Annotated in this window: 40 protein-coding genes, 1 tRNA gene and 1 pseudogene; 23 read left to right on the top strand and 19 right to left on the bottom strand. The window is 65.2% G+C overall.

All coding sequences use genetic code 11. The features are described from left to right. The 3 genes and pseudogenes from QMZ25_RS10785 to QMZ25_RS10775 form a co-directional block, all read right to left on the bottom strand. Positions 1-553 (bottom strand): annotated as a pseudogene (locus QMZ25_RS10785) (terminase); the annotation flags it as partial. Between the two features lies 1 nt (position 554). After that, complete coding sequence (locus QMZ25_RS10780) at positions 555-1028, bottom strand: DUF2280 domain-containing protein (protein ID WP_283219624.1); 474 nt, start codon at positions 1026-1028, stop codon at positions 555-557. Between the two features lie 31 nt (positions 1029-1059). Then, entirely contained in the window at positions 1060-1653 is a 594-nt protein-coding gene (locus tag QMZ25_RS10775; protein ID WP_283219623.1) for a putative metallopeptidase, read from the bottom strand. A 61-nt stretch (positions 1654-1714) separates the two neighbouring features. Between QMZ25_RS10775 and QMZ25_RS10770 the strand changes: the two genes are divergently transcribed. Continuing rightward, positions 1715-1882 (top strand): hypothetical protein, encoded by a 168-nt coding sequence (locus tag QMZ25_RS10770; protein WP_283219622.1) that lies wholly within the window; start codon positions 1715-1717, stop codon positions 1880-1882. A 38-nt stretch (positions 1883-1920) separates the two neighbouring features. Here QMZ25_RS10770 and QMZ25_RS10765 read toward each other — a convergent pair whose 3' ends face one another. The 9 genes from QMZ25_RS10765 to QMZ25_RS10725 all read right to left on the bottom strand — a co-directional run bounded on the left by QMZ25_RS10765 (position 1921) and on the right by QMZ25_RS10725 (position 5653). Continuing rightward, the gene (locus QMZ25_RS10765) at positions 1921-2190 is read right to left on the bottom strand and encodes a hypothetical protein (RefSeq protein ID WP_283219621.1); all 270 of its coding nucleotides are present in this window, start codon (positions 2188-2190) and stop codon (positions 1921-1923) included. Between the two features lies 1 nt (position 2191). Then, positions 2192-2674, bottom strand: coding sequence for a hypothetical protein (locus tag QMZ25_RS10760; protein ID WP_283219620.1), 483 nt, complete (start codon positions 2672-2674; stop codon positions 2192-2194). Continuing rightward, positions 2671-3126, bottom strand: a complete 456-nt coding sequence (locus tag QMZ25_RS10755) for a hypothetical protein (protein ID WP_283219619.1) — start codon at positions 3124-3126, stop codon at positions 2671-2673. The genes QMZ25_RS10760 and QMZ25_RS10755 overlap by 4 nt, the downstream gene beginning before the upstream one ends. Further along, on the bottom strand, positions 3123-3683 hold the full coding sequence (locus QMZ25_RS10750) for a hypothetical protein (RefSeq protein ID WP_283219618.1): 561 nt from the start codon (positions 3681-3683) through the stop codon (positions 3123-3125). Before QMZ25_RS10750 ends, QMZ25_RS10755 begins: the two co-directional genes overlap by 4 nt. Positions 3684-3760: 77 nt before the next feature. Then, a tRNA-Gly gene (locus QMZ25_RS10745) sits at positions 3761-3834 on the bottom strand. A 122-nt stretch (positions 3835-3956) separates the two neighbouring features. Beyond that, positions 3957-4670 carry a hypothetical protein gene (locus tag QMZ25_RS10740; RefSeq protein ID WP_283219617.1) on the bottom strand — a complete coding sequence of 238 codons (714 nt, stop codon included), beginning with the start codon at positions 4668-4670 and terminating at the stop codon, positions 3957-3959. Next, positions 4663-4899: a hypothetical protein gene (locus QMZ25_RS10735; RefSeq protein ID WP_283219616.1), complete on the bottom strand. Its 237-nt coding sequence runs from the start codon at positions 4897-4899 to the stop codon at positions 4663-4665. The genes QMZ25_RS10740 and QMZ25_RS10735 overlap by 8 nt, the downstream gene beginning before the upstream one ends. Further along, positions 4896-5348: a RusA family crossover junction endodeoxyribonuclease gene (locus QMZ25_RS10730; RefSeq protein WP_283219615.1), complete on the bottom strand. Its 453-nt coding sequence runs from the start codon at positions 5346-5348 to the stop codon at positions 4896-4898. Before QMZ25_RS10730 ends, QMZ25_RS10735 begins: the two co-directional genes overlap by 4 nt. Beyond that, positions 5345-5653, bottom strand: coding sequence for a nuclease domain-containing protein (locus QMZ25_RS10725; RefSeq protein WP_283219614.1), 309 nt, complete (start codon positions 5651-5653; stop codon positions 5345-5347). Before QMZ25_RS10725 ends, QMZ25_RS10730 begins: the two co-directional genes overlap by 4 nt. 67 nt (positions 5654-5720) lie before the next feature. Here QMZ25_RS10725 and QMZ25_RS10720 point away from each other — a divergent pair, with 67 nt between their 5' ends. Beyond that, entirely contained in the window at positions 5721-6353 is a 633-nt protein-coding gene (locus QMZ25_RS10720; protein ID WP_283219613.1) for a hypothetical protein, read from the top strand. A gap of 17 nt (positions 6354-6370) precedes the next feature. On the opposite strand, the gene QMZ25_RS10715 is transcribed toward QMZ25_RS10720, so the two are convergent. The 7 genes from QMZ25_RS10715 to QMZ25_RS10685 form a co-directional block, all read right to left on the bottom strand. Further along, on the bottom strand, positions 6371-6775 hold the full coding sequence (locus tag QMZ25_RS10715) for a recombination protein NinB (RefSeq protein WP_283219612.1): 405 nt from the start codon (positions 6773-6775) through the stop codon (positions 6371-6373). Continuing rightward, on the bottom strand, positions 6772-6978 hold the full coding sequence (locus tag QMZ25_RS10710) for a hypothetical protein (RefSeq protein ID WP_283219611.1): 207 nt from the start codon (positions 6976-6978) through the stop codon (positions 6772-6774). The genes QMZ25_RS10715 and QMZ25_RS10710 overlap by 4 nt, the downstream gene beginning before the upstream one ends. After that, positions 6968-7522 carry a hypothetical protein gene (locus QMZ25_RS10705; RefSeq protein ID WP_283219610.1) on the bottom strand — a complete coding sequence of 185 codons (555 nt, stop codon included), beginning with the start codon at positions 7520-7522 and terminating at the stop codon, positions 6968-6970. The genes QMZ25_RS10710 and QMZ25_RS10705 overlap by 11 nt, the downstream gene beginning before the upstream one ends. After that, positions 7515-8618, bottom strand: a complete 1104-nt coding sequence (locus QMZ25_RS10700; protein ID WP_283219609.1) for a DUF1376 domain-containing protein — start codon at positions 8616-8618, stop codon at positions 7515-7517. The genes QMZ25_RS10705 and QMZ25_RS10700 overlap by 8 nt, the downstream gene beginning before the upstream one ends. 1 nt (position 8619) lies before the next feature. Continuing rightward, the gene (locus QMZ25_RS10695) at positions 8620-8931 is read right to left on the bottom strand and encodes a winged helix-turn-helix domain-containing protein (protein WP_283219608.1); all 312 of its coding nucleotides are present in this window, start codon (positions 8929-8931) and stop codon (positions 8620-8622) included. Positions 8932-9039: 108 nt separating this feature from the next. Continuing rightward, positions 9040-9519: a phage regulatory CII family protein gene (locus QMZ25_RS10690; RefSeq protein WP_111185500.1), complete on the bottom strand. Its 480-nt coding sequence runs from the start codon at positions 9517-9519 to the stop codon at positions 9040-9042. A gap of 251 nt (positions 9520-9770) precedes the next feature. After that, on the bottom strand, positions 9771-9992 hold the full coding sequence (locus tag QMZ25_RS10685) for a hypothetical protein (protein WP_171955615.1): 222 nt from the start codon (positions 9990-9992) through the stop codon (positions 9771-9773). Between the two features lie 80 nt (positions 9993-10072). Here QMZ25_RS10685 and QMZ25_RS10680 point away from each other — a divergent pair, with 80 nt between their 5' ends. From QMZ25_RS10680 to QMZ25_RS10580, 21 genes are all read left to right on the top strand, one after another. Beyond that, positions 10073-10543, top strand: a complete 471-nt coding sequence (locus tag QMZ25_RS10680) for a helix-turn-helix domain-containing protein (RefSeq protein WP_283219607.1) — start codon at positions 10073-10075, stop codon at positions 10541-10543. A gap of 11 nt (positions 10544-10554) precedes the next feature. Next, the gene (locus QMZ25_RS10675) at positions 10555-10920 is read left to right on the top strand and encodes a hypothetical protein (RefSeq protein ID WP_249844439.1); all 366 of its coding nucleotides are present in this window, start codon (positions 10555-10557) and stop codon (positions 10918-10920) included. A gap of 46 nt (positions 10921-10966) precedes the next feature. Then, on the top strand, positions 10967-11650 hold the full coding sequence (locus tag QMZ25_RS10670) for a hypothetical protein (RefSeq protein ID WP_283219606.1): 684 nt from the start codon (positions 10967-10969) through the stop codon (positions 11648-11650). A gap of 308 nt (positions 11651-11958) precedes the next feature. Then, positions 11959-12300, top strand: coding sequence for a hypothetical protein (locus tag QMZ25_RS10665; protein WP_053517484.1), 342 nt, complete (start codon positions 11959-11961; stop codon positions 12298-12300). Beyond that, entirely contained in the window at positions 12297-12512 is a 216-nt protein-coding gene (locus tag QMZ25_RS10660; RefSeq protein ID WP_283219605.1) for a hypothetical protein, read from the top strand. Before QMZ25_RS10665 ends, QMZ25_RS10660 begins: the two co-directional genes overlap by 4 nt. After that, positions 12509-12718, top strand: a complete 210-nt coding sequence (locus QMZ25_RS10655; protein ID WP_111185492.1) for a hypothetical protein — start codon at positions 12509-12511, stop codon at positions 12716-12718. Before QMZ25_RS10660 ends, QMZ25_RS10655 begins: the two co-directional genes overlap by 4 nt. Continuing rightward, a complete protein-coding gene (locus QMZ25_RS10650) occupies positions 12715-12855 on the top strand; it encodes a hypothetical protein (RefSeq protein ID WP_279924411.1) in 141 nt (46 codons plus the stop codon). Before QMZ25_RS10655 ends, QMZ25_RS10650 begins: the two co-directional genes overlap by 4 nt. Beyond that, positions 12852-13124: a hypothetical protein gene (locus tag QMZ25_RS10645; RefSeq protein WP_111185490.1), complete on the top strand. Its 273-nt coding sequence runs from the start codon at positions 12852-12854 to the stop codon at positions 13122-13124. The genes QMZ25_RS10650 and QMZ25_RS10645 overlap by 4 nt, the downstream gene beginning before the upstream one ends. Beyond that, positions 13121-13966, top strand: coding sequence for a hypothetical protein (locus QMZ25_RS10640; protein WP_283219604.1), 846 nt, complete (start codon positions 13121-13123; stop codon positions 13964-13966). Before QMZ25_RS10645 ends, QMZ25_RS10640 begins: the two co-directional genes overlap by 4 nt. Before the next feature lie 2 nt (positions 13967-13968). Continuing rightward, a complete protein-coding gene (locus tag QMZ25_RS10635) occupies positions 13969-15681 on the top strand; it encodes a lambda-exonuclease family protein (RefSeq protein ID WP_283219603.1) in 1713 nt (570 codons plus the stop codon). A gap of 147 nt (positions 15682-15828) precedes the next feature. Beyond that, positions 15829-16101, top strand: coding sequence for a KTSC domain-containing protein (locus tag QMZ25_RS10630; protein ID WP_283219602.1), 273 nt, complete (start codon positions 15829-15831; stop codon positions 16099-16101). A 10-nt stretch (positions 16102-16111) separates the two neighbouring features. Next, positions 16112-16336 (top strand): hypothetical protein, encoded by a 225-nt coding sequence (locus QMZ25_RS10625; RefSeq protein ID WP_283219601.1) that lies wholly within the window; start codon positions 16112-16114, stop codon positions 16334-16336. A 13-nt stretch (positions 16337-16349) separates the two neighbouring features. Next, on the top strand, positions 16350-16556 hold the full coding sequence (locus tag QMZ25_RS10620; RefSeq protein WP_283219600.1) for a hypothetical protein: 207 nt from the start codon (positions 16350-16352) through the stop codon (positions 16554-16556). A 27-nt stretch (positions 16557-16583) separates the two neighbouring features. Next, entirely contained in the window at positions 16584-18698 is a 2115-nt protein-coding gene (locus tag QMZ25_RS10615) for a DNA cytosine methyltransferase (protein ID WP_283219599.1), read from the top strand. Beyond that, entirely contained in the window at positions 18698-19399 is a 702-nt protein-coding gene (locus QMZ25_RS10610; protein ID WP_283219598.1) for a hypothetical protein, read from the top strand. The genes QMZ25_RS10615 and QMZ25_RS10610 overlap by 1 nt, the downstream gene beginning before the upstream one ends. After that, complete coding sequence (locus QMZ25_RS10605) at positions 19396-20382, top strand: hypothetical protein (protein ID WP_283219597.1); 987 nt, start codon at positions 19396-19398, stop codon at positions 20380-20382. Before QMZ25_RS10610 ends, QMZ25_RS10605 begins: the two co-directional genes overlap by 4 nt. Further along, positions 20379-20579, top strand: coding sequence for a hypothetical protein (locus QMZ25_RS10600; RefSeq protein ID WP_283219596.1), 201 nt, complete (start codon positions 20379-20381; stop codon positions 20577-20579). Before QMZ25_RS10605 ends, QMZ25_RS10600 begins: the two co-directional genes overlap by 4 nt. Next, a complete protein-coding gene (locus QMZ25_RS10595; RefSeq protein WP_283219595.1) occupies positions 20572-20724 on the top strand; it encodes a hypothetical protein in 153 nt (50 codons plus the stop codon). Before QMZ25_RS10600 ends, QMZ25_RS10595 begins: the two co-directional genes overlap by 8 nt. Further along, a complete protein-coding gene (locus tag QMZ25_RS10590) occupies positions 20717-20908 on the top strand; it encodes a hypothetical protein (RefSeq protein WP_283219594.1) in 192 nt (63 codons plus the stop codon). Before QMZ25_RS10595 ends, QMZ25_RS10590 begins: the two co-directional genes overlap by 8 nt. After that, positions 20905-21492 carry a hypothetical protein gene (locus tag QMZ25_RS10585; RefSeq protein WP_283219593.1) on the top strand — a complete coding sequence of 196 codons (588 nt, stop codon included), beginning with the start codon at positions 20905-20907 and terminating at the stop codon, positions 21490-21492. Before QMZ25_RS10590 ends, QMZ25_RS10585 begins: the two co-directional genes overlap by 4 nt. Positions 21493-21547: 55 nt before the next feature. After that, complete coding sequence (locus tag QMZ25_RS10580) at positions 21548-21766, top strand: AlpA family transcriptional regulator (RefSeq protein WP_053517467.1); 219 nt, start codon at positions 21548-21550, stop codon at positions 21764-21766. Positions 21767-21878: the final 112 nt, after the last annotated feature.

Raw genomic sequence — 21878 nt, 5'->3', positions numbered from 1 at the left:
CCGTGTCGCTGTCGGCCTCACCCGGCTTGTGCGGGTCATCGATGATGATGGCGCCACCGAAGCCAGGCCGGGCCTTGCCCGCGCCAAAGCCGGTGACAGTGCCCTCGGCACCGGTGGCGTACACCACCCCGCCCTTGGTCGTCCGCCAGTCTCCCTTGGCGCTGCTGTCCTTGCGCAACTCGACCTCGGGAAAGATTTCCCCGTAGACCTCGTGCTGCACCAGTTCGCGGGTGTTGGCGCTGTTGTTCAGTGCCAGCGGCGCGGCGTAGCTGATGTGGATGAACTCGGAGTCCGGCACCTTGCCCAAGCACCAGGACATCCAGTTGACGACGGCGAGCTCGGTTTTGGAGTACCGCGGCGGCAGGTTAATCACCAAGCGCTTGCACTCGCCCCGAAAGACTCGGTCCAAGGCTGCGCACAATGGCGCATGGTGCTTGGCCCGCATCCACTGGAAGCCCTTCTTTCGAAGGAACGTGTAGCGGCTGTAGAAATAGAAGTCCTCGCGCGCCAGCTCGGCCGCAACCAGCTTCTGCTGAGCCGTCAGCTCGGGCACTTCACACCTCCTGCAGCAGCTTCTTCGCCTCCTCTCGGAACTGGCCGGGGGTCATGTCGGCGCTCTGGATCGGCCCGCCGTTGGGGCCGCTGTGTTCAATCTGCTGGCGGTTCGTGTACGCGCCACCAGTCTCCTTTGCCGCCTGCTCGATGAGCTGCGCGGCGAGGCCCAGATTCTTCATCCTCTCGGCCTGGTTCACCATGCGGTTGAGGGCCCGGAGCCTCACTGCCCGGTTGGCGATAGGGATGTTCGCCGTCTCGGCTTTGAAACGCTCTCGGGAGCTGTTGAACAGGTCCACCCACCGCTGCGCCAGCTTCCGACCGGCGTGCTTGGTCGGGTCGTGGGACTCCACCGTCTGGCGGCTGACCGTCACCCCGAACTCGTTCTTGACCGCTTCCACCACCGTGCTGGGCGTGTCGAAGCACGCCAGCTGCTGGACGATGAAGGTCTTTACATGGGAATCAAGGGCGGGCATCTCTGTTCAGCCTTGTCGTGCCCGGTCGTGTCTATGCCGCCTTCAGGAGGCAGGTCCCACAGGACCGAGCGATGTTGATCTTGGCCACCTCGGGCAGCCTGCTTGCTGCGTCCACCATCCGCTGGACCTCCTCACTGGCTCCGTACCTGCGCACCACGCCGACGAACTCGCCCACATCGTGCCCTCGCATGGCCAGACAGGCGGTGCCGTCCCTGTGGAACTTCGGGGCACCGTACTGATCCGTCTCCTGGCTCAGGTGGTAGAGCTCATGCTCGACCAGCGCGCAGAAGTCGGTATCGCTGCACTCGGCGCAGTAGTCGGCGGCCAGGGTGATGACTGCATCCGGCACCCGGCCGAACCAGTCGACCATCTGGCGCTCCATACGGGCCTTCTGCCACCCACCGGCCCGGAAGGCGACCAGCTCGGCCTGCCCCACCACGGTCCTGCCCTGCTTGGTGAACGAGGAGGACGCCCAGAGGACTGCAACGTCCGCGCCTTGGAGGTGCTGGTGATCCGGGTTGTGGATGTTCCCCCCTTCGTCCAGGACCTCCCCCTCTATCCATGCCCACACCTCGGGCGCAGGCCTGAACTGCTGGGTCAGGTCCTCAAGGGCTATGTCCAGCATGCCTGAGGGCGGCATTGGGCGACTCATCAGCTACCATCCTGATTAAACAAGGAGCGAACTCATGCAATACGCACCAGCCGAGCAGCAGGCTATTGTTCTGGCGATCAGCAACGGCAATGACGTCACGGTCGAACAGCTGCGCTGGGCAATCGAGCAGGGCTATGTCGCTCTGGTCAACGGTGACGAGGTCGAGATCACCAATGAAGGGTGGAAGCTGATGGGCGTGTAACGCCTTCTGCCACACTGCGCCCGAGTGCCAGCCCTGCTTCAGGGCACCGGCTTTCCCTGAACCTGGTCGATGGCGTCGAACTGGGCTTCGTACTGGTCCAGGCATCGCTTCCGGCCGTTGCTCACGTCAAACACCGCCGATTGCGGTGCGTCCTTCACCCACTTGCAGCGCTTGCGCAGCTGGGGGTCGATTGGGACGTAGGTGGCCACCTGCACCTTGATGACCGCTGCCGGCGGCGGGTTGGGCTTGGTAGGCGCCGCCTGGCACGCAGCCAGCAGCGCCGCGGTAGCAACCACGATGACGCGCATGTCAGTACCCCTTCAACGTCGGGCAGGCGGAATCGAGCAGCTCCAGGGCTGCCTTGCATGTGTCGGGCCGCTGTTCATAGCGGCTGCGCCATGTGGAAGCCTCCTTCTCGGACGCTTCGACCTTGCCGGCCAAGGCCCGCAGCGCCTCAGCGCTCTCGTCCCGCAGGGCTTGTAGCTTCTCGGCTTCTGCCCTCAGTGCGGCGGCGACCTCGGCCAAGCGCTGATCGCGGGTATCCACGTCGGCCTGCAGTCGGGCGGCATCTGCCTTCCAGTCAGCCCGGACCTTGATCACCTGGGCGCTCAAGTCGCGGATCCGTTGCTCCTTCTCGTAGGCGGTCAGGCCCGAGACCATGCAACCGAACGCCAGGACAGCGCACACCAGCTTGATCTTGCTCCCTGGACGCCGTAGCCACTGGAGCCCATCGGCCGCGGCACCGATCACCAGGTTCCAGACCGCCAACAGGAATCGAATCAGGACGCTCATGGCTTATCGCCTCCGATGGCGCCGGTGGCCTTCTCCACCATGCGCACGTAGCCGGGCAACAGCCGGCGGATGAGAACACCTGACAGGCCGGCCAGGGGCAGCTGCGGTGCTCCGGCAAGGGTCGGCCAGATCGAGGCCGCCACAGCGATTACCCAGGCAGCCACAATGGCGTAGGCCACGACAGCGACCGCGAGGGCTGCCCAGCGAGCAGCGGTCTGTAGCAGGCGGTGACCGCGCCGGCGGCTGGCGTCAGCTGCCACCCTCTCGGCGTCCTTCTCAGGCAGCAGCAGGACCCCGATCAACGCTCCGGCCATAGCGACCAACAGCACCGATTGCGGGACGCCCAAGATGATCCGTTCGGCCTCGCGGAGAGCGTCGGCGGTAGCAGGCGCCACCACCGCAGCGGTGAACATGCCCACGATGGTCTTGAGGGCGCTCACTGGCTCGGTCATCGGGACACCATCTTCGCGTAGAGCGCCTTAGCCAGCTTGAGCTTGGCCTTCCGGTCTTCCAGACCGTTCGGCAGCCCCTTGCTGTCGGGATTACCCAGGTTTACAGCGCGGCTCACTGCCAGCACGTCGTCCCGGTCTGCGACCGAGTTGATCCCATCCCGCTGCCAGAAGTAGCCAGCGGCGAGCGCAGCGTCCGGAAGGTTGGCCAGCAGGTCCGGATTGCGGACCGCGCGATCATCGCCGTAGATGGCCTGGCTGTAACGGGTGTAGTTGTCACGGCCAGTCAGCTGGATGGCCCCCCGCCCTCGGAAGCGAAACCCATCGCCGGGCTGTGTGTTTCCCAGATCCTTGCGGCCCTCGTAGCGCGACTGGGCCGGGGTGGGCCCCCACAGCTCCTTGAGCCACCGCCCGGTTCCACTCTCGTGCGCCACCTGGGCGAGGAAATGGCAGACCCGCAGCTCGGTGTTGATGCCGAAACGGATGCACGCCCGTTCCAGTGCAAGCGCCAGCGCGGGTGAGAAGCCCATGCCGGCGGCGACGGTCTCGATGCTCACCATGGGGTCTCCTGCATAGGTGCCCGCCCCGCTGCCGGCTGGGCGCGAGGGTTGATCCGGTCGGGGGTTGCGGGCGTAAATGGAGCGGGCCATGGGAATCGAACCCATGTGGGCAGCTTGGAAGGCTGCAGCCTGACCACTCGGCCAGACCCGCATAACAAAAAGCCCCGCACGCTGGCAGGGCTGAGGCAGTGAGGTTGGCCGGTGGCCAAACCTCGCGATGGTGAGGATTCTGCACGCCAAAATGTAAAGTCTGCAACCTTACATCCGCGAGACCTATGCAGCTTGCGCCTGTGCCCGCCATTCGCGATCACTCAACGCGCGAGAGAACTGCCTTGCCGCATGTTCGGCCTCTCGATTGAGCTCTGAAAGAAGCCACTCGAACACCTGCTTCCAGCGTTTGGGATAGTCGACAGGATGGCAACCCATAGCCATCGCTCGCCGGCGATCCGGCAAGGGCTCGATCCCGGTGCACCTGCACTCAGGGCAGCCCTTGTCGTTCACCAGTCCCGTGCCCTTGCAGTTGGGGCAGCGGTTGCCGCTGGCCAGCTCCGCCACCACTGCGTCGACCATGCGTGAGAGGTGCTGGTAGGTGTTCCTCGGCCAGGCGTTGGCGCGTGCGCTCGCCACCGCAGCCTCCCGTTCCCGCAGGATCCGCCGCTGAGCGTCGGACAGACTGCGCCGGCTCAGGCTGACCATTTCCTTGGAGAAGCTCAGATCCTCTTCGGCCTCGGCCAGCGCACGCGCACGCCGGGTGAACTCTGGGCGCACGATTGCAAGCACCGCCTCGGCCAACTTAGCCCGATGCCGCATTGCCCCATCTGGCAGGTAGACGGCCTCCATCACCTCACGGCCAAGCCCGGGAGGAACCATTCCCAGCGCGGCGGCGATGTCGGATGTCTGCAACGAGGGCGTGCCACCGCCCTGCCCGACATCAAACCTGCAGGTTTGGGGATTGAGCCGTGCCAGCAGTTCGCGTCGGTCAGCCATCTTTTCTCTCCTGTTGCATATGGTCCCGGCTTGGCCGGTCAATGGTGTAGCGCATGTGTCGGCGGTTGCCGGCTACCTGGACAAGCCCGGCGTCGGCCATGTTGCAAAGCGCCTTGATGGCCTTCCTTCTGTTGATTCCGCACGCCTGCATGCCATCGGCGATCTCGGAAGCGAGGTGCCAGCCGGGGTGCTCACCCATCCAGAATCGGACAGCGGCGGCGAGGCTCATGGTTCGACCCTGCTGATCTCGATCACGCAACCAGGTGCATCGAGCGCGTCCACCCCCTCGCCCGGGTAGCGCTTCGCCGCGGTGCACTCCACCACTCGCGCGTCGTCGCGCCAGATGCCTGCGTCGGTCAGAGCGTCTTCAGTCGATCGCACGAGCTTTGACAAGTCGGGCAACTTGCTGGGGAAGACCCTTCGGCGCTTCGGGGCCCTCAGCGGCTTGGGCAACGTAAAGGTCATCCGGACCTGCAGGGGCTCGTCCAGCACGGCAAGACCCAGTGCCTCGCGCAGCTGTTCGGCCGCCAGCTTCACGTCCTGCCGCCAGGGACGAACCTTCTTCGACGCCTCCACCAGTTTGGCGTGGATGAGCCCATCCCTGCCCTTGTAGGTGCCCTTGAAGGCCTTGCTCCCCTGAGGTGCCGGGGATCCATAGACCACGATCCGGATGGTCATACGGCCACCATGACCAGTCCGTCCTGCCACATGGCGAGAACGGTTCGTTCATGGCCGGCCTGCCAGATGAGTGCCTTCTCCTCCTCCGTGTAGCGCCGCCCCTGGTCCAACTCCTGATGGCAGGCCCGGCAGCCACTGGCGAAGAAGCAGTCGTGGGCCTTCAGTGCTCCGCCCTTTCCGTGGCGGCTCTGGTTGCTGTGGCAGGGCTCTCCGTATCCGCCCACGCAAACGCCAGGGATGAGGAGCGTGCACTGGATGCGGTACGCCAGGTCCAGCAGGGATCGATCCCGATAATTACCGTGCATGGGATGCTCCTGCCCGCTTCGATAATATGATGGTCGCGCCACAAACCTGCCCGTCGGAAAGCAGCTCATGCAAAAGACATTCAATGGGATTCAACAGGCGGCATGCATCGCGCTCGGCGTCGCCATAGGCATCATGGCGATTGCACCTTGGCCGAACGCCTTGTCTATCGAGTCGACGCTGACTATAACTGCCGCAATCATCGCTGCACTTGGCACCTGGGCGGTTGGCATCGGTGCTATGCATTACGCGAACGAAGCACACAAGCTCCGCTTGCGCGAGATCGAGTCGGCCAAGACGAGTGGATTCGTCAGCGCGCGCGCCGTTCTGATCGATTGTCAGATGACCATCGGCATCTACGAGAGAATGTTGGCGGAGGCAAAGGGCAGGGATATCACTACACGGGGGCTGCACACATGTCTGCGCGCCATCATGAGCATGCTGCCTAGGACGCCGGTAAGCTCCATGCTGGTCTTTGAGGACGTAGAGCGCATGCTTGCGCATCCAATAGACATCACCTCTGCGATGATCCGAATCAGCGCGGATCAATTCATTGAAGAATATCCCCCCCACACCGATTCTCAGGAATCTGCACTTCAAGAGCACTTTCAGCACGTAATTTCGCAGACTAGAACGTTGGCCAAGTTGGCCCACGATCTTGCTGAGAAGCTCGACTCCCGGTTTGTAAAGCGGGAACATTAGCGCCACGGACATCGACTTCACGCAGCCTCCGCAAAATCGCGAGGATTGAAGCCCAGCCCCAGCAGCACGGTGTCGGACCAGCGAACCGGTTTGGCGCGTAGGCCCTGCTCTTCCGGGTGATCACCGATCTGCACCAGCACAGTGATCGCGTCGCAGGCCATCGACTTGGTGAGCTTCAGGCTTGAGCCGCCGAGCATGATCATTCCGGGGGCGCCCTGCCCCCGGTCGATCGCCGGCATCAGGCGCCAACCCAGCATCGTGCCCGCGACCATGTGGCGCCAGTCGTCCTTAGTCAGGCGCTGGCCGTGCCAGGACAGGCCCTCGGCCAAGTCGCCGCAGATGGCGTTGAGCATGCGCTGCTGCTTGGGGGTCATCATCCCCTCACCGCGCTGCTTCCAGTCTTCGGGACGGATGGTGGTCATGCCGCCTCCCTCTTGGTCAATGGTCCTGCGTAGTGCGTGATCGGCACCTGCCGCATTCCAAGGCGCCACGCGGTCTGGCCGCGCGTGGCGTAGATGACCAGAGGTTTCTCTCCGTAGCCGTAGCAGACGTACCAGCCGGCCTCAGCGACCGGCTCGGCTGCATCGCGCAGCTGCAGGAGCAGGCGCGGGAGCTCACGCGGCATGGCGCACACCCTCCCGGTCGCGAGTGGTCTCTTCCTCGGCTGCAGGCTGCGGATCAGCGGCCATGCCGATACCGAGCTCACGGGCGATGTCATCCATGTGCCGTGCCACCTGCTCGCGCGTTGCCGGTGCGGACCGAGCCACCTCGTGCGCGATGTGGGCCTCGGGCGCCGGCGGCAGTTCCGCGCCGCGCATCACGGCCTCCTTGGCCCGGTTGTAGGCCGCCAGCAGCAGCTTGTCGGCTTTGTCGGCACTGGCCAGCCGGTAGCGATGGCCATCCAGGTACTGCCACACCAGCCGGGTGAATCCGTCCTGCTTGCCCGTGTCGGCACGGACGGCGTCGAACGGTGGGATGCCAAGGCACATCATCCGGAACTGCGGCAGCGTCGGTGGCCACGGCTCTGCACTGGCGATGCAGGCGGCCAGGCCGTCGGCCAGCTGACGGCCGCTCAAGCCGGCCAAGCCCTTCGCCCACGTCACCGCGGCGCCGACGTTCGGGTTCTCGCCGTATGCGCTGGACCACTTGAACCCGTAGATTTCAGCCATCCGCACCCAGAGCGTCCGCATAGCCGTGGCCGGTGCCTGCGAAGGTGGCGGCGTCTGCGGCGTCGGCGAGTTCGCCTTCGAGGGCAAACTGCGCGGTGCGTTCGGCAGGTGAGAGGCGACGTGTTCCATGGTTCGATCCGTTGCTCGAGTTGACGGGCTTGGCGCCCTCGGCGTGTCGGCCTCGCGCGGCGGCGATGGCCCATTTGAAGAGCTTCTCGGGAGGTGGATCACGCGCCATTCCCTCCACAACCAGGTCGACCAGCATCTGGATCGGCACCCCTTCGACCTCAACCGCAGCGATCAGATCCGGATGGCTGGAGCTGGCGGTATGGCAACCGGCACGTCGCATCTGCACGCTGGCCCAACCCGCAGCGGTGAACCCCTCAGGAATCTCTGAGGCTTGCAGTGATGTATCTGGAGTAGATATCCCTGTCCCTGTCCCTGTCCCTGTCTTAGCCGTGACACGTCCGTGACCTGTCACCGTGACAGGTCGTGTGACATTGTTTGTGACTGGCGGAACTCCGGAATCGACCGAGTCTTGACTGCCCTCCTCGCCCCCAGCCTTGCTCCCATTCCCTCGAGCATCGACCAGCGAAACCTGCAGTTCGTGGCGCTCGAGCAGCTTCCGCAGGTCTCCGGTCTTGATGTTCCAGGGAGGAGTTACACCCACACCGCGCAAGGCGTCGAACGCCAAGCCGCGCCACTCGCGCTCGCGCTTCTTCCGTTCGGCTTCATTGCTCTTGCCGGCGCGGTACTCCTGCCGCTCGGCCCAAGCCTCTAGGGCCTTCTCAGCGACGACCGGGTGATACCAGCGGCCATCGCTGCACAGCACGAACCCACGCATCGCGCCTGACTTCACGGCCAGCCAGCCGCGAACATCCCGCCCGAAGCCGGCATACGCGGCCAGCGATTGGTCGTTGTCCGGAAGGCTGGCTGCCGGCAACTGATTCCATGCGGCGCACCAGAGCAGCACGGCCGCCCTGAACTCGTCGCCGGTCGCCATGATCGCCAGCTCGCTATCGCGCAGTCTCGACACGTCTAGCGGCATGAATGGCATGCCGCGCAGGTCCACGTCGGGGGAGACCAAAGGATCCATGTCAGGCTGCCAGCGGCGTCTCGTTGTCGTTCAACACCGGCAGCCAGGTCTGGCAACGCATGTCACTGATACGGCATTTGCGCGGCGCACCGTGGACAACGACGCCGTCCGCTTCAAGCTCGGGCAGCCGGCGGGCGACCATGTGGCGATCAAGGCCGGTAGCGTCGGCCAGTTCACGACTGGTCATCCCGGGATGCTGTCGGACCGCCGCGGCGACGCGCTGCTGCTGGGCCTTGCGTGCGCCAGAATCCACGATGTGGCGCGCGGCCTCATGGCTGGTATCGGGATCGGTGTTGCGTGCGGGAAGATTCATGGTTGAGCCTCGCTGTGGTGCCTTCATCGTGATGGCAGAGATGTGCGGCGATGCGCTCTAACTGCCGCGATCTGATAGGCAGTTACGCGCTCGGAGTGTTCGCGTTCCTCAAAGCACCTGCCCCTGGCCCTTGGCCTCGCGCAGGCGGGACATCAGTACGATCAGGGCCGACTGCACTGCCGCCGCAGCCGTCTGGAGGCCAGAGAACTCGTTCTCGGTGATCAGCTTGTCCTTCAAGCATTCGTGCAGCAGCTCAGCGAACTGCCCCTTGACCGCAGCAGTCTCGAGAATGGTGCTGGTCAAGCAGCCGACCTCGTCCGGAAGCTCCAGGCGGTGGACGCCGTAGCCGTGCTCGGCCGCCAGCGCGAACAACATCCGGTGGTCACCGGTCAGCCCCATGATCTCGCTGGCTTCTTCCCAGCCCAGCTTGTGCGTGGTGTTGTTCGGGTTGACCTTGTTACGAAGGACCGCCCCCGACATGGGCTTCTCTTCGCCCTTGTCGTTGGTAGTGATCAAACGCGTTGCCAGCGCTTCGGCGCCGCCGGGTGAGTCCTTTACAGTCTTGTGCGCAGCGTCGGTGATGTTCATTGGACCGTTTCGTGAACGTGGATCGGGCTGGTGGGCCGGCGCAGCATCTGCGCCATGGAGATGAACTACTCAGAAAGCAGCGCCAGGGATGGCGTGGTGACGCTGGTCCGCTTGTGCGGGAAAGCCTTCGCGCTCCGTCGAATCAATGGCGAGCTCAAGGTCCGCCCCCTACCCCTGCCCGACCTGGGCCCCGTCCCCGAAGAAGGAGGCAAGGTCATGTGGCTTTGGGGCGGAGTCGGGCCATGAGCAATTCACGCCGCACGGACCATCTCTTCGCCGGCCTTCTCGGCCTCAGCGCGGGCCAGAAGGACCTTTCGCCGCAGCCAGGGGTGCGCCAGGAGCACATCGGCAGGTATGCCGCGCGCCTTCCAGTTCTGGACGCGCTGACGGTTGTCGATGCCAAGCCTGCGGGCCAGCTTGACTGGCCCTCCCAAGCTGTCGATCACGCGGGAGTCGGGGTGCGGGGTGTCCATGGCGGACAGTACACACCATGAAATGCCAATTAGTCAACCCCGCGTGTACCGCGATTCGTGGGGGTGCGGATAATCGCCCCATGGCCGAACTCCGTGACTCCTCCAGCCGCCTATTTGCGGCCGCCGCCAAACTCGACCCGCCGATCACCGCGTCCACGGATCTGGCGGCAGCGCTGTCTGTGTCAAAGCAACGGGTCACCAACTGGAAGTCGCGAGGCGTGTCCAAGGAGGGTGCGATCGAGGCGCAGCGCGTGCTGGGAATCAATGTGGACTGGATCCTTCATGGCCAGCTGCCAATGTTCGTCTCGAGCGCAGAGTCCCCTGCTGTTCAGTCTCAATCTGCAAGACAACAGCGCCAGATACTGCGCGACGCGACGAAGCTGGTGCGGCTCGTGCTGGACGGGAACATCCCGCTCACCGATCAGCAAAAGGAAGAGTTGTCAGATCGGGCCGTGGCAATGGTCGCGGAGCGATGGGCCAATGGCTTTCCCACTGAACTGGATGCCTACAAGGCTGCATTGGAGCTGGTCGCGCACGTTCAATCTAGATGAGGAGGGGGTCAATGGGTATCAGCGATGTGGAGCTGCAGGAGATGGCCAGGATGATTTCTTCGTCCATGGGCCTGAAGCCGAGGGCGAAGGAGGGACTTCTTCGAGTCGTGGGCGCCCAAGGGGACGAACACAGGATGTCAGCGCTGCAGCGCGACGTTCTTTATCGCCGCATCCGTGACCTCGGGAACCTCTTCTGGTTGAACTGGCTGATACGGCAGGAGACCATGCATGTGCACGGCGTGATGGAGACTCTTAGCGATTCCGAGCTGTTGGGCTTGCTATCGAAGATGCAAAGGGCCCAGGAGTGCCGAGAGGAAGGTGTGGCCTTCACCGAGATTCCAGGGCTCGTGCGGCCCGGTGCGGAAGGCTTTCAGTAACGGCGCCAATGGCCGACGCCGCTGTTTCGGCCGATAGACTTCATTGATGGGGGGTAATTTGAACGCGATAGCAACAGGGAATGTGCAGGCTAACCCTGCCGGCAAAGCAGCGTGGATCGTGCTCGTGATCGCGTGGATCTGCTTCCTGGTCCCGATCCCAGGCCTTGGCCTTTTTCTGGGATGGCCGCTCAACCTGGTGGCATTCATCCTGGCGATCGTCGCGATGGCCAAGGGTGGCGCGATGAAGGGCGTGTTCCAGCTGATCTGTTCGCTGGTGGTGTCGCCAATCGTGTACTTCGTAGGGTTCGTGCTCTTCGCGGGTGCGGTTGGCGCTGCTGGCCAGGCAGCGGACGCAAGACAGAAAGCCGCAGCATCTACGTCCGGGACATCGCCGGTCAGCGAGTCATCTTCGGCAGAGATCAAGGCCGGCCCAATCGCAATCACAGCCGGAGAGCTCTACAGAGCCTATACCGCCAATGAAATCGCCGCGGACGCGCAGTTCAAGGGCAAGGCTCTCCTGATCAGCGGCAAGGTGGAGTCGATCCAGTCCGACTTCTCCGACTCTCCGGTCGTCCAACTTGCTGCGGGCGACTTTGAGTGGGTGCAACTGCACGGGATATCGAAGGAGGCAGCCGGCGCGCTTGCGAAGGGGCAGTCGGTGACCGTGAGCTGCACAGGGCAAGGCGAAGTCATCGGGTTCCCCAGCGCTGGAGACTGCACCATTCAGTAGCCTGAAATCTCGGTAACTGCGTAACGGCCCCGCTCCTGCGGGGCTTTTTTTTTGCCCCTCCCAGATACATAAACGCCAGCTTAACCAGTACACGTACCGATATCGACCAGTACACATCGCGGTTGCGTTACAGGGAAACGTGGTGTTTACTACTCCTGCGCCCCACTTCTGGGGCAAGGAGACCCCGAGATGCGCATCAAGCGTCGCCCCCTGTGGATCTGGATCGGTGCCGTGTACGCCGGGACCGTGTTCGCCGCGGCGGCCGGCTTGGCCTTCGGCCACCGCCTGTTCGGCCTGGAGTGCTGACCATGGCCGCCGTCACGGAACTGCACCCCGAAGCCGAGGTCCGCCGCCAGCGCCGGAACGTGCCGGTGCTGATCGGAAACCTGAAGAACTCTGGCCTGGGCATGCCCGGCGTGGAGACCGCCTATCGCGCAGCGCTGTTTGCTGGCGCCACCGAAGAGATGGCCTGGGAGGCGGCACGCCGCCACGCCCTGACCATGATCGGGTTCCCGGACGAGCTGTCCGACACCGGCATGGACCTGAGCAAGGTCGAGTCCATGCGGAAGCGCCGTCAGGCCCTCATCGACACCTACCGTGCCCTGCCCAACCCGTTCGCACTGTCGATCGACGCGGAGCGTGCGGCATGAGCGCCCCTGTCGATGTGCTGGCTGTCCTTCGCTACAACGCGAGGGAAGCGACGAAGAAGTGGGGGCCGGATAACCAGGACGCCGCCACTCTGTCAGCAATCTCCGAGCTGCTCGTAGCGGTGGAGCCGGCCATCTCCGAAGAAGGAATGGACCAGCCGGAGCTGGACCGTTTGCGCGCAGCCGTCGCCCGCGTCCAAGGCGGTGCCGCATGAGCGCCGTCGCCCTCTTCCCCATCCAGACCGACAGCCAGAAGTACCAGCTGGAGACCGTCCGGATGGCCGCACGTCGCGCTGGCCTGAACGTCAAGGCGGTCGAGCGCGAGTTCATCGAGGCGGGCTTCTCCCGCCCGAAGCAGAACGAAATCAGCGAGCGCTGCCGTCGGGCGCGCATGGTCATGACCTTTGGAGGTGAAGCGTGAAGCGGGAAACCATCCAGCTGCATCTCGAAGTCTTGAAGGATCTGGCGATCTACCTGGGCATGGCTGCCTGCATGACCGGGCTTGGAGCCATCGGCGTCCTGCTGGTGCAGGACCTGGCAAAGGCGGTGGCCCCGTGATCCGGCATCCGATTGCACTGCTGGTCCCCGCCGCCCTCAACGCGATGCTGGTCGGATTCTGCATAGCGCTGGCAACGGCCGCGTACCCGCGCGGCGCCGACTCCTTCGTGGTGCTGGGGCTCGCATGTGCGGGGTTCTTTGCCCTCCGTGCCGTGGTTGAGGCCCGACAAGCATGGCACCCATTCGTCACCGGTCTCGCTCAGCGCCGCGCCATTCGCCGCGCGGCTCCGCTCACCCGCATCAACTTCCCCAAGGACGACATTCGATGAACGCCGTTGCTCAGCAAACCGCTCTTTCCACCCAGCCCCGCCAGCAGTTCGACCTCAGCCCGCAGACCTTTGACCAGGCGTTGCAGTTCTGCGACTACCTCGCTGACAGCGACTTCGTCCCGAAGGATTTCAAGGGCAAGCCCGGCAACTGCCTGATCGCCATCCAGTGGGGTGCCGAGCTCGGCCTGAAGCCGCTGCAGGCGCTGCAGAACCTCGCCATCATCAACGGTCGCCCTGCCCTCTGGGGTGACGCGGTCATTGCGCTGGTGCGCAGCTCACCGCTGTGTGAGTACATCACAGAGGCCGACGACGGCAGCACGGCCGTGTGCCGGGTCAAGCGCCGCGGTGAATCCGAGGAGGTACGCACCTTCAGCATGGAGGACGCCAAGGTGGCAGGCCTGCTGGGTAAGACCGGACCCTGGACCCAGTACCCGAAGCGCATGCGCCAGATGCGCGCCCGCGCCTTCGCCCTGCGAGACGTCTTCCCGGACGTCCTGCGCGGCATGCCGATCGCCGAAGAAGTCATGGACATCCCGCAGGCCGGTTCTGCCAGCGGGGAGCAGCAGCGCGTCGCCGTTGAGGGGCAGGCCGACAAGCAGCTGCCGCTGTACTCCGAAGCCGACTTCGCGGCCAACCTGCCGAAGTGGCTGGACATCATCGCCAGCGGCAAGAAGTCCGCCGAGGACCTGATCGCCACGCTGCAGACGCGTGCGCGCTTCACCGCAGACCAGCTGAAGAAGATCCGCAACCCGCCCAAGGACGACACGGATGGCGAAGGCAAACCGCAGAGCGACGTCGCTACCGACGCCGACGCCCGGACCCAGACTGCGGTGGAGGGCTGAGCATGCGCACCGTGAACCTGATCCAGGGCACCCCGGAGTGGCATGCCCACCGCGCCAGCCACTTCAACGCCAGCGACGCACCGGCCATGATGGGCTGCAGCCCGTATAAAACCCGCAGCCAGCTGCTGCGCGAGTTCGCCACCGGCACGACCATCGAGCACGACGCCGGCACCCTGCAGCGCTTTGCCGATGGCCACCGCTTCGAAGACCTCGCCCGGCCGCTGGCCGAGCAGATCATCGGCGAGGAGCTGTATCCCTGCGTCGGTGTCGACGGCAAGTTCTCGGCCAGCTTCGACGGTCTGACCCTGCTGGAGGACAAAGCCTTCGAGCACAAATCGCTCAACGACGACCTGCGTCTGGCCATGCCGCTGGACGGCACCGACGCCTGCCTGCCGCTGCACTACCAGGTGCAGATGGAGCATCAGGCCATGGTCAGCGGCGCCGAGCGCGTGCTGTTCATGGCATCGAAGTGGAATGGCGACGAGCTGGTCGAGGAGCGGCACTGCTGGTATACCCCGAACCCGGAACTGCGCGCCAAGATCGTGGCGGGCTGGGCACAGTTCGAGGCGGACGTAGCTGCCTACGAGCCGGTGCCGGCCGCGGAGCCGGTGGCCGCTGGCCGCGCTCCGGATCAGATGCCCGCACTGCGCATTGAGGTGACCGGCATGGTCACCGCGTCGAACCTTGCCGAGTGGAAGGAACAGGCCATTGCCGTGTTCCAGGGCATCAGTACGGAGCTGGTCACCGACCAGGACTTTGCCGATGCAGAGAAGACCGTGAAGTGGTGCGGCGACATTGAGGACCAGCTGAAGGCGGCCAAGCAGCACGCCCTCAGCCAGACCCAGAGCATCGACCTGCTGTTCAAGACCATCGACGCGATCGCTGAGGAGGCCCGCTCCAAGCGCCTGGCGCTGGAGAATCGCGTCAAGACCCGCAAGGATGATCGCCGCACCGAGATCGGCAACGCTGCCCGCCGTGCCGTGCAACAGCACGTGCAGGCAATCAACGAGACGATGGGCGAGTACGGCATCCCGATGCCCGCCACGCTCGTCGCGGATATCGGCGAAGCCATGAAAGGCAAGCGCTCGTTCGCCAGCATGCAGGAAGCGGTGGACGCCGTCGCCGCCAACGCGAAGGTCGATGCGAGCCAGTCAGCCGAGCGGATCCGCACCAACATCCGCGTCCTGGAGATGGAGGTCGGCACCCATGTCGCCCTGTTCCCCGACCGCGTGCAGCTGTGCTCCACGAAGTCGGCGGAGGATCTGCGCAACCTGATCGCCGCCCGCATCGCCCAGCACCAGCTGGCGGAGCAGGCCCGCCTCGACGCAGAGCGCGAGCAGATCCGCAAACAGGAGGAGGAGCGCGCGCAGCAACTGGTAGTTGCGGCCGTGCAGCCAACCGTGCCCCCGGCGCAGGACCCCAAGCCCGAGGCGAAGCCTCAGCCAGCCGTCCAGGCAGTGCCAGCCTCGGTTGCGATGGAGGACCGCGCGCCCTGGGTGGATGAAGGGAAGAGGCTGAAGCTCGGCGACATCGTGGATCTGATCGCGCCACTCAAGATCGATGCAGAAGGCTTGCGTCGGCTTGGCTTCGATCCGGTGGCGACCGAACGCGGGGCCAAGCTCTATGCCGCCGACCAGTTGCCGGCGATCCTCGCCGCCGCGATCCGCGTCCTGCAATCGGCAGCCAACGGCCAGAGCTATCCGCTCGCGGCCTGATCGAACCTACACGGCGGGGCTGCTGCAGCAGCGGGCCGCGCGGGAGACGTAACCCGCCCCAGCGAAAGCTCATGGGTGAACGAGTGGTGCGGATGCAACGCCGCTGACTGCCGGGAAAGACCGGCCCCCATTCCGAAGGAGACCACCATGGCAATCCGCATCGACATGCAGGACGTCGAGTCCTCCCAGATTCACAGCATCGGCCACGATGCAGAGACCAGCACCTTGGCAATCCGATTCACGAGCCGCCGCGGCGAAGGCGCCCCCGGCAGCCTGTACCACTACTCCAACTTCGACGCAGCAGAGTTCGCAGCGTTCCGTGATTCGGAATCTCTGGGCAAGCACTTCGGCAAGTACATCAAGCCGTTCCCGGCGAAGTACCCGTATCGCAAGGTCGAAGAGCCGGCGAAGGCAGCGTAAGGAAGCGGACATGGCACAGGTGACCATAGATATCGATCTGGATGGGTTCGATGACGCAGAGATCCTTAGCGAGTGCAAGGCACGCGGTCTGAGTTCCCTTCCCAACGCGCCCGCCCCCATCGCCAACGCTGACCTGGTGGTGGAGCGTGCCTACCTCGCGTGTCGTTCCTTGCCGTTCCTGCCCCAGGAACTAAAGGACATGTTCTGGCAGATCCACGGTCGGGCGATGACCTGACATCGGAGGCGCGATGAAGCTGCGTACCCAACTCGACATCTTCGACCACGATCCGGCGCGGCTGGCCAAGGCCAACCGAGATGCCGCTGCGCACGCGCTCACTGACGTGCAGTTCCCGCCAGCAATCCGGCAGGAGCGACACGACCACTACATGGCAGAGGCAGTGCGGCTGGAAGCCTTGGCCGCGCTGTGCAGTTCCAACCCGGCCAAGGCCGCATAGCAACCCACTTTCGATTCTGAGGAACCAATGGCAGACGGCTCCCGCTCCTTCAACTTCCCGCCGCCGCAGCTTTCCCGTCTTCGCCCTGGCGAAATCGTCGTGGACCTGTTCGCCGGCGGCGGTGGCGCCAGCGAGGCCATCAAGCAGGCCACTGGTGTCGATCCGCACCTGGCGTACAACCACGACGAGCTAGCCATCGGCATGCACGCCGCCAACCACCCGCTGACCCAGCACCACCGCGAGGATATCTGGCACGCAGACCCGCGCGTGGACGTCGCCGGCCGCCCCATCGGCTGGTTCCATGCCTCACCGGACTGCACTCATTTCAGCCAGGCCAAGGGCGGCCAGCCGCGCAGCAGGAAGACCCGCGCCCTGTCGTGGGTGGTGCTGAAGTGGGTTGGCCAGCTGCTGCGCGCTGATCGCCTGCACGGGACCAACACCGCGCCGCGCATCATCTCCATGGAGAACGTCTGGCAGATCCTGACCTGGGGTCCGCTGGTGGCGAAGCGCTGCAAGGACACCGGCCGCGTCATCAAGATGGACGGGACTGTTGCAGCGCGCGGCGAGCGCGTGCCGGTGGAGAACCAGCAGCTCGTTCCCGACAAGCGGCACAGCGGCCGCACGTGGCGGCAGTTCGTGGCGGCGCTGCGTGCCTTGGGCTATGTGGTCGAGTGGCGCAAGCTGGTTGCCAGCGACTACGGCGCCGGCACGAGCCGCGAGCGCCTGTTCCTGCTCGGCCGCCGCGATGGCGAGCCGATTGTGTGGCCCAAGGCCAGCCATGGCCCGGCGCCGGGCCAGAAGCCGCGCGTGACCGCCGCCGACTGCCTGGACTTCTCCATCCCCTGCCCGTCCATCTTCGGACGTAAACGTGACCTCGCGGACGCCACCATGCGCCGCGTAGCCAAGGGAGTGATGCGGCATGTCCTGCAGGCCGCTGACCCCTTCGTGGTCCCGGTGCCAGCGAGGTGCGCCGACAACAGCGCATCCGCCACCGCGTTCATCACCGAGCATGCCAACGCCAGCACCCAGCGCACCATGGCGGCGGATGAGCCGCTTCGCACCATGTGCGCCGAGGTGAAGGGCGGACACTTCTCGGTGGTGTCGCCCATCCTTGCCGGGGTCGGCGGCCGGGCTGGACAGTCGGAGCCTCGCTCAGGCGGCGAACCGCTCTATACGATGACTGCAAAGGCAGACACCGCGGTCGTGGCGCCTACGCTGGTGCAGACCGGTTACGGCGAGCGGGAGGGTCAATCTCCACGCGCGCTCGATGTGCAGCAGCCGCTGGGCACAGTGGTTGCTGGCGGCGTGAAGCATGCCGTGGCAGCTGCGCACTTGGTCAAGTTCCGGGGCGATAGCGTTGGCACCCCGGCAACTGATCCGGTGCCGACGATAACCTCCGGCGCTGGCAGCGCGCGCCCGGCAGGCGCAGCACATGCGCTCGGACTGGCCGCTGCCTCACTGGTGACTCTCCGCAACAACATGGCCGGCGCTGACCCGCAGGCGCCGCTCGCCACCATCGCAGCACAGGGCGAGCACCACGGGCTGGCCACTGCATTCCTTGAACAGGCCAACGGTGGCTTCTACCAAGGCGACGGTAATGATGCGCGCGACCCGGTCAGCACCATCACCTCCAGCGGCAGCCAGCAGCGACTGGTCACCGCCCACCTAATGACAAACACCAGTGCCCACTGCGGCGCCGGCGGCACGGACCAGGTTCCGACCATCACCAGCGCCGGCAATCAAACGCTGGTCGAATGCACCCTCAGCCCTGAGCAGGAGGCGGGCGCACTGCGGGTTGCCGCCTTCCTGGTCAAGTATTACCGCAGCGGCATCGCGGTGGACCTGCGCGACCCAGTGGACACGCTCACCACAAAGGACCGCCTGGCACTGGTCACCGTGGTCATCAAGGGCACCCCCTACGTGATCGTGGATATCGGCCTGCGCATGCTCAAGCCGCATGAGCTGTTCCGCGCGCAGGGATTCCCGGCCGGCTACATCATCGATCGCACTGCCAACGGGACGCCACTGAAAACCACGGCGCAGGTCCGCATGTGCGGCAACAGCGTCAGCCCACCACCGTTCTACGCATTGATTGCAGCCAACCTGGACACGTTGGCTGTGCCAATGGCGGAGGCTGCGTGATGGACACCACCGAACGACGTCAAGGAACCGCAGGCATGACGAAGGAACGCCCCATCCTGTTCAACGGCGCCATGGTGCGCGCCATCCTGGCCGGGCAGAAGACGCAGACCCGTCGCGCGGTGAAGGTTCCGCCCGCATTCGACTTCATCGGCGGTGCCGGCGACGACCAGCACGACCCGAGAAACTGGGGTGCGGAGGACGAGAACGCTCTGTGGTGGGCGCTGGCGGCTGGCCCGGACACCGACCGCGTTCTGGCCTGCCCATTCGGTAAGCCCGGCGACCGTCTGTGGGTGCGGGAGACGTGGGCACAGCCGACCAGCCTCGACCCCGGGCCGACGGTCTACCGGGCCGACTACCCGGCGTGCGTGCCGGCCGGATTCGAGGACGTGCCGCCGGCCGAAGAAATCCGCTGGCGCCCCAGCATCCACATGCCGCGCGGGGCCTGCCGCCTGGTGCTGGAGATCACCGACGTGCGCGTCGAGCGGTTGCAGGAGATCAGCGAGGCCGACGCCATAGCGGAAGGCGCTGACGTGCATGTCCTGCCCGACATCCGACTGCCGCGCACCCACCCCCGTGCCGGGCGCCCCATGGTCTACGCGGACTGTCGCGAGATCTTCGCCGACCTGTGGGACAGCACCGGCGGCGACTGGAACAGCAATCCGTGGGTATGGGCCATCACCTTCAAGAGGATCGAAGCATGAACACCACGATGGCAGACGGCGCAGAGCAGCGCCTCGACGCACAGATCGCCGAAGCGCTCTTCGGCCAGCCGGGCATGAGCAAGATGGACGTAGCCAACCGCGTGCGCGAGCTGCGCGGGGATGGGCCGGCGCTGCTGGTTCCGCGCGAGGCAGGTCAGGCCGAGCGGGCGCGGTTTGAGGCGTGGGCCCATGCTCAGAGCTACCGTGGTGGGAACATCATGGCCGACCGCGATTCAGTCCATCGGGACGTGTACGCCGATCCGGTCGCCCAGCTGACATGGAAGAGCTGGCAGGCCGCCCTCTCCGCCCAGCCCTCCCCGTCCAGCATCTTCGACCTGGAAGGAATGCTCGCTGCATGCGTACCCGGGGGCGACATCGCCGATCCGCAGGTGATCGCTGACAACATCCGGCGCTGGTTTGCCGCCCAGCCCTCCCCGGGTGGTTGGGGGGAAGTAACGGACGAAATGGTCAAAGCTGCGCTCGGGCCGACTGGCTGGTCAACCTACAACGAAGAGTGGTCCGGCCGTGACCGCATGCGCGCCGCACTGCAAGCAGCCCTCGCCGCCCGCCAGCCGGTGGCACTGATCGCACAGAAGGTCGGCGACTACCGTGTCACTGTGGCCGAGGACGCCATCACGGTCAGCCACGGGCGCGACATTGTGTTTGCCTATAGCGCTGGCGACGCGGATCCGATCAACGCCCGCCAGCCGGTGGGGGAGCCGGTGGCGTGGCTTGTCCATTGGTCGGATATGCCGCTGGAATCGCTCGAGGTTACAAGAAGCGCATCTCGCATCTCGGAGGTGAGTGCGTTGACCAACCCTCCGCGCATCGTGCCGCTCTACGCCGCCCCGCCCGCGGAGCCTGTGGACCTGGGCGCGGTGTGTCAACTGGCGAAGAAGTGGATGCGGATCGGTGGCGAAGACGCACGATTCTGTGCGGGCGAACTGCTGACCCTCATCGACGGCAAGGCGGTGGGCAAATGAGCATCGACACCGAGCAGGATCTGCCCCGCTACGTGGTGCTGAAGGCATCTGGCAGTCGGTACGCCTACGTCAACGACACCAAGGAACGTCGCACGGTGACGCGCTGGGACATTCTGAAGCCGAACGGCTGGGACAAGGCCGAGCTGCAGTGCAAGCGGCTCAACGAAGAGCATGAGCGAGGCCAGACCCATGGCTGACCAGCTGCTCACCGCTGCAATGGTCCACCTGCTCGCCCTGGTTGGGTTCCTGCTGGTGCTGGGCGCCCTCTGGATCGCGCTGCAGGGCTACCGCGCCGCGCGCGCCGGGCTGCGCTGGTGCTGGCGGAGGTGCGCTCATGGCTGAGGCAATCGACCACCGCGAGGTCGGCCGGCAGCTGGCCAGCATGTCCGGGGTGGATCTATCCGAGGCTCGACCAGCAACCGTGCGCGCATGGGAGGCCCGTGGCCTGGCCCTGCAGGCGCTGGCGCGCGGCGACATGGCCGAGGCGCAGCGGGTGATGGCGCATGCCACTGGTGGTGCGTCGTGACACACGCGGAACTGGTGCTGGCGGCCGGCCGCTGGCTGCGCGGGAGCGCTGGTTGCTCGGTGGTGCTGGAGGAGCTGTGCGCCGCGACCGGCAACGGCGAGAACCCGGACGCCATCGGCTGGCGCTGTGGGCAAACCATGCTGGTCGAGTGTAAGGCGAGCCGCTCCGACTTCCTCGCCGACCGGAAGAAGCCCTTCCGGGCTGACCCCTCGCTCGGCCTGGGCATGTACCGCTACTTCATGGCGCCGAAGGGCCTGCTGCGAGCCGAGGAGATGCCGGAGCGCTGGGGGTTGCTCGAGGTAGTAGGCCGCCGCGTGTTCCGAACCAAGGGGCACGAACCTGGCCAGGGCTACTGGCGCATGGAGGACCCGTGGTGCTTCACGCCGAGGTTCAGCGAGGGCGAGGTGCAGATGCTGCTGTCGGCGATGGCCCGGATCAAGGTCAGGGTCGGTGCCACCGAGTTCCATTCGATGCTGCACGAACGACTGATGCGGCCCGTTGTCGACCCTCGGCCAGCGCAGGCAGATCTACTGGCTGCATGGGCTGACGAAGCCGCTAAGCAGCCTGGGGCCAAACACCAATGAACACCGCCACCGAGCAGCTGCGCGCTGCGCTGGCCACGAACTGAAGGAGGACACTATGGCTACCGAGCCGCTCGTTTTCATCAAGATGCCCGAGGTCAAACGCCGCACGGGCCTGAGCAAGACCACGATCTATGACCGGATCAGCGCCGGCACGTTCCCGGCGCCTGTGCCCCTGGGCGGCAACGCGGTCGGCTGGATTGAGGCCGAGGTGGATGCCTGGCAGGCCGCCCGCGTCGCCGAGCGGGATGGAATTGAACCCGCCAAGGCTGCATAGAATGGGGGTATTGCTGGGGGTATCGATTTCGAACACCAGCACCAACCGCCTGTACTATCAACAACTTAAATTCACATTGCGGTAGGGCCCACCTCCACCAACGAGCGGTCCT

Source organism: Stenotrophomonas sp. RS-48, assembly GCF_030053245.1.
Lineage (GTDB): Bacteria > Pseudomonadota > Gammaproteobacteria > Xanthomonadales > Xanthomonadaceae > Stenotrophomonas > Stenotrophomonas maltophilia_P.
The sequence above is the reverse complement of the archived record's forward strand: the minus strand, read 5'-3'. Positions and strand labels throughout refer to the sequence as shown.

Bases quoted from the DNA above. Each gene is read 5' to 3' on its own strand.
- QMZ25_RS10780 (WP_283219624.1), bottom strand. From the start codon at position 1,028: ATGCCCGCCCTTGATTCCCATGTAAAGACCTTCATCGTCCAGCAGCTG.
- QMZ25_RS10775 (WP_283219623.1), bottom strand. From the start codon at position 1,653: ATGCTGGACATAGCCCTTGAGGACCTGACCCAGCAGTTCAGGCCTGCG.
- QMZ25_RS10770 (WP_283219622.1), top strand. From the start codon at position 1,715: ATGCAATACGCACCAGCCGAGCAGCAGGCTATTGTTCTGGCGATCAGC.
- QMZ25_RS10765 (WP_283219621.1), bottom strand. From the start codon at position 2,190: ATGCGCGTCATCGTGGTTGCTACCGCGGCGCTGCTGGCTGCGTGCCAG.
- QMZ25_RS10760 (WP_283219620.1), bottom strand. From the start codon at position 2,674: ATGAGCGTCCTGATTCGATTCCTGTTGGCGGTCTGGAACCTGGTGATC.
- QMZ25_RS10755 (WP_283219619.1), bottom strand. From the start codon at position 3,126: ATGACCGAGCCAGTGAGCGCCCTCAAGACCATCGTGGGCATGTTCACC.
- QMZ25_RS10750 (WP_283219618.1), bottom strand. From the start codon at position 3,683: ATGGTGAGCATCGAGACCGTCGCCGCCGGCATGGGCTTCTCACCCGCG.
- QMZ25_RS10740 (WP_283219617.1), bottom strand. From the start codon at position 4,670: ATGGCTGACCGACGCGAACTGCTGGCACGGCTCAATCCCCAAACCTGC.
- QMZ25_RS10735 (WP_283219616.1), bottom strand. From the start codon at position 4,899: ATGAGCCTCGCCGCCGCTGTCCGATTCTGGATGGGTGAGCACCCCGGC.
- QMZ25_RS10730 (WP_283219615.1), bottom strand. From the start codon at position 5,348: ATGACCATCCGGATCGTGGTCTATGGATCCCCGGCACCTCAGGGGAGC.
- QMZ25_RS10725 (WP_283219614.1), bottom strand. From the start codon at position 5,653: ATGCACGGTAATTATCGGGATCGATCCCTGCTGGACCTGGCGTACCGC.
- QMZ25_RS10720 (WP_283219613.1), top strand. From the start codon at position 5,721: ATGCAAAAGACATTCAATGGGATTCAACAGGCGGCATGCATCGCGCTC.
- QMZ25_RS10715 (WP_283219612.1), bottom strand. From the start codon at position 6,775: ATGACCACCATCCGTCCCGAAGACTGGAAGCAGCGCGGTGAGGGGATG.
- QMZ25_RS10710 (WP_283219611.1), bottom strand. From the start codon at position 6,978: ATGCCGCGTGAGCTCCCGCGCCTGCTCCTGCAGCTGCGCGATGCAGCC.
- QMZ25_RS10705 (WP_283219610.1), bottom strand. From the start codon at position 7,522: ATGGCTGAAATCTACGGGTTCAAGTGGTCCAGCGCATACGGCGAGAAC.
- QMZ25_RS10700 (WP_283219609.1), bottom strand. From the start codon at position 8,618: ATGGATCCTTTGGTCTCCCCCGACGTGGACCTGCGCGGCATGCCATTC.
- QMZ25_RS10695 (WP_283219608.1), bottom strand. From the start codon at position 8,931: ATGAATCTTCCCGCACGCAACACCGATCCCGATACCAGCCATGAGGCC.
- QMZ25_RS10690 (WP_111185500.1), bottom strand. From the start codon at position 9,519: ATGAACATCACCGACGCTGCGCACAAGACTGTAAAGGACTCACCCGGC.
- QMZ25_RS10685 (WP_171955615.1), bottom strand. From the start codon at position 9,992: ATGGACACCCCGCACCCCGACTCCCGCGTGATCGACAGCTTGGGAGGG.
- QMZ25_RS10680 (WP_283219607.1), top strand. From the start codon at position 10,073: ATGGCCGAACTCCGTGACTCCTCCAGCCGCCTATTTGCGGCCGCCGCC.
- QMZ25_RS10675 (WP_249844439.1), top strand. From the start codon at position 10,555: ATGGGTATCAGCGATGTGGAGCTGCAGGAGATGGCCAGGATGATTTCT.
- QMZ25_RS10670 (WP_283219606.1), top strand. From the start codon at position 10,967: ATGGGGGGTAATTTGAACGCGATAGCAACAGGGAATGTGCAGGCTAAC.
- QMZ25_RS10665 (WP_053517484.1), top strand. From the start codon at position 11,959: ATGGCCGCCGTCACGGAACTGCACCCCGAAGCCGAGGTCCGCCGCCAG.
- QMZ25_RS10660 (WP_283219605.1), top strand. From the start codon at position 12,297: ATGAGCGCCCCTGTCGATGTGCTGGCTGTCCTTCGCTACAACGCGAGG.
- QMZ25_RS10655 (WP_111185492.1), top strand. From the start codon at position 12,509: ATGAGCGCCGTCGCCCTCTTCCCCATCCAGACCGACAGCCAGAAGTAC.
- QMZ25_RS10640 (WP_283219604.1), top strand. From the start codon at position 13,121: ATGAACGCCGTTGCTCAGCAAACCGCTCTTTCCACCCAGCCCCGCCAG.
- QMZ25_RS10635 (WP_283219603.1), top strand. From the start codon at position 13,969: ATGCGCACCGTGAACCTGATCCAGGGCACCCCGGAGTGGCATGCCCAC.
- QMZ25_RS10630 (WP_283219602.1), top strand. From the start codon at position 15,829: ATGGCAATCCGCATCGACATGCAGGACGTCGAGTCCTCCCAGATTCAC.
- QMZ25_RS10625 (WP_283219601.1), top strand. From the start codon at position 16,112: ATGGCACAGGTGACCATAGATATCGATCTGGATGGGTTCGATGACGCA.
- QMZ25_RS10620 (WP_283219600.1), top strand. From the start codon at position 16,350: ATGAAGCTGCGTACCCAACTCGACATCTTCGACCACGATCCGGCGCGG.
- QMZ25_RS10615 (WP_283219599.1), top strand. From the start codon at position 16,584: ATGGCAGACGGCTCCCGCTCCTTCAACTTCCCGCCGCCGCAGCTTTCC.
- QMZ25_RS10610 (WP_283219598.1), top strand. From the start codon at position 18,698: ATGGACACCACCGAACGACGTCAAGGAACCGCAGGCATGACGAAGGAA.
- QMZ25_RS10605 (WP_283219597.1), top strand. From the start codon at position 19,396: ATGAACACCACGATGGCAGACGGCGCAGAGCAGCGCCTCGACGCACAG.
- QMZ25_RS10600 (WP_283219596.1), top strand. From the start codon at position 20,379: ATGAGCATCGACACCGAGCAGGATCTGCCCCGCTACGTGGTGCTGAAG.
- QMZ25_RS10595 (WP_283219595.1), top strand. From the start codon at position 20,572: ATGGCTGACCAGCTGCTCACCGCTGCAATGGTCCACCTGCTCGCCCTG.
- QMZ25_RS10590 (WP_283219594.1), top strand. From the start codon at position 20,717: ATGGCTGAGGCAATCGACCACCGCGAGGTCGGCCGGCAGCTGGCCAGC.
- QMZ25_RS10580 (WP_053517467.1), top strand. From the start codon at position 21,548: ATGGCTACCGAGCCGCTCGTTTTCATCAAGATGCCCGAGGTCAAACGC.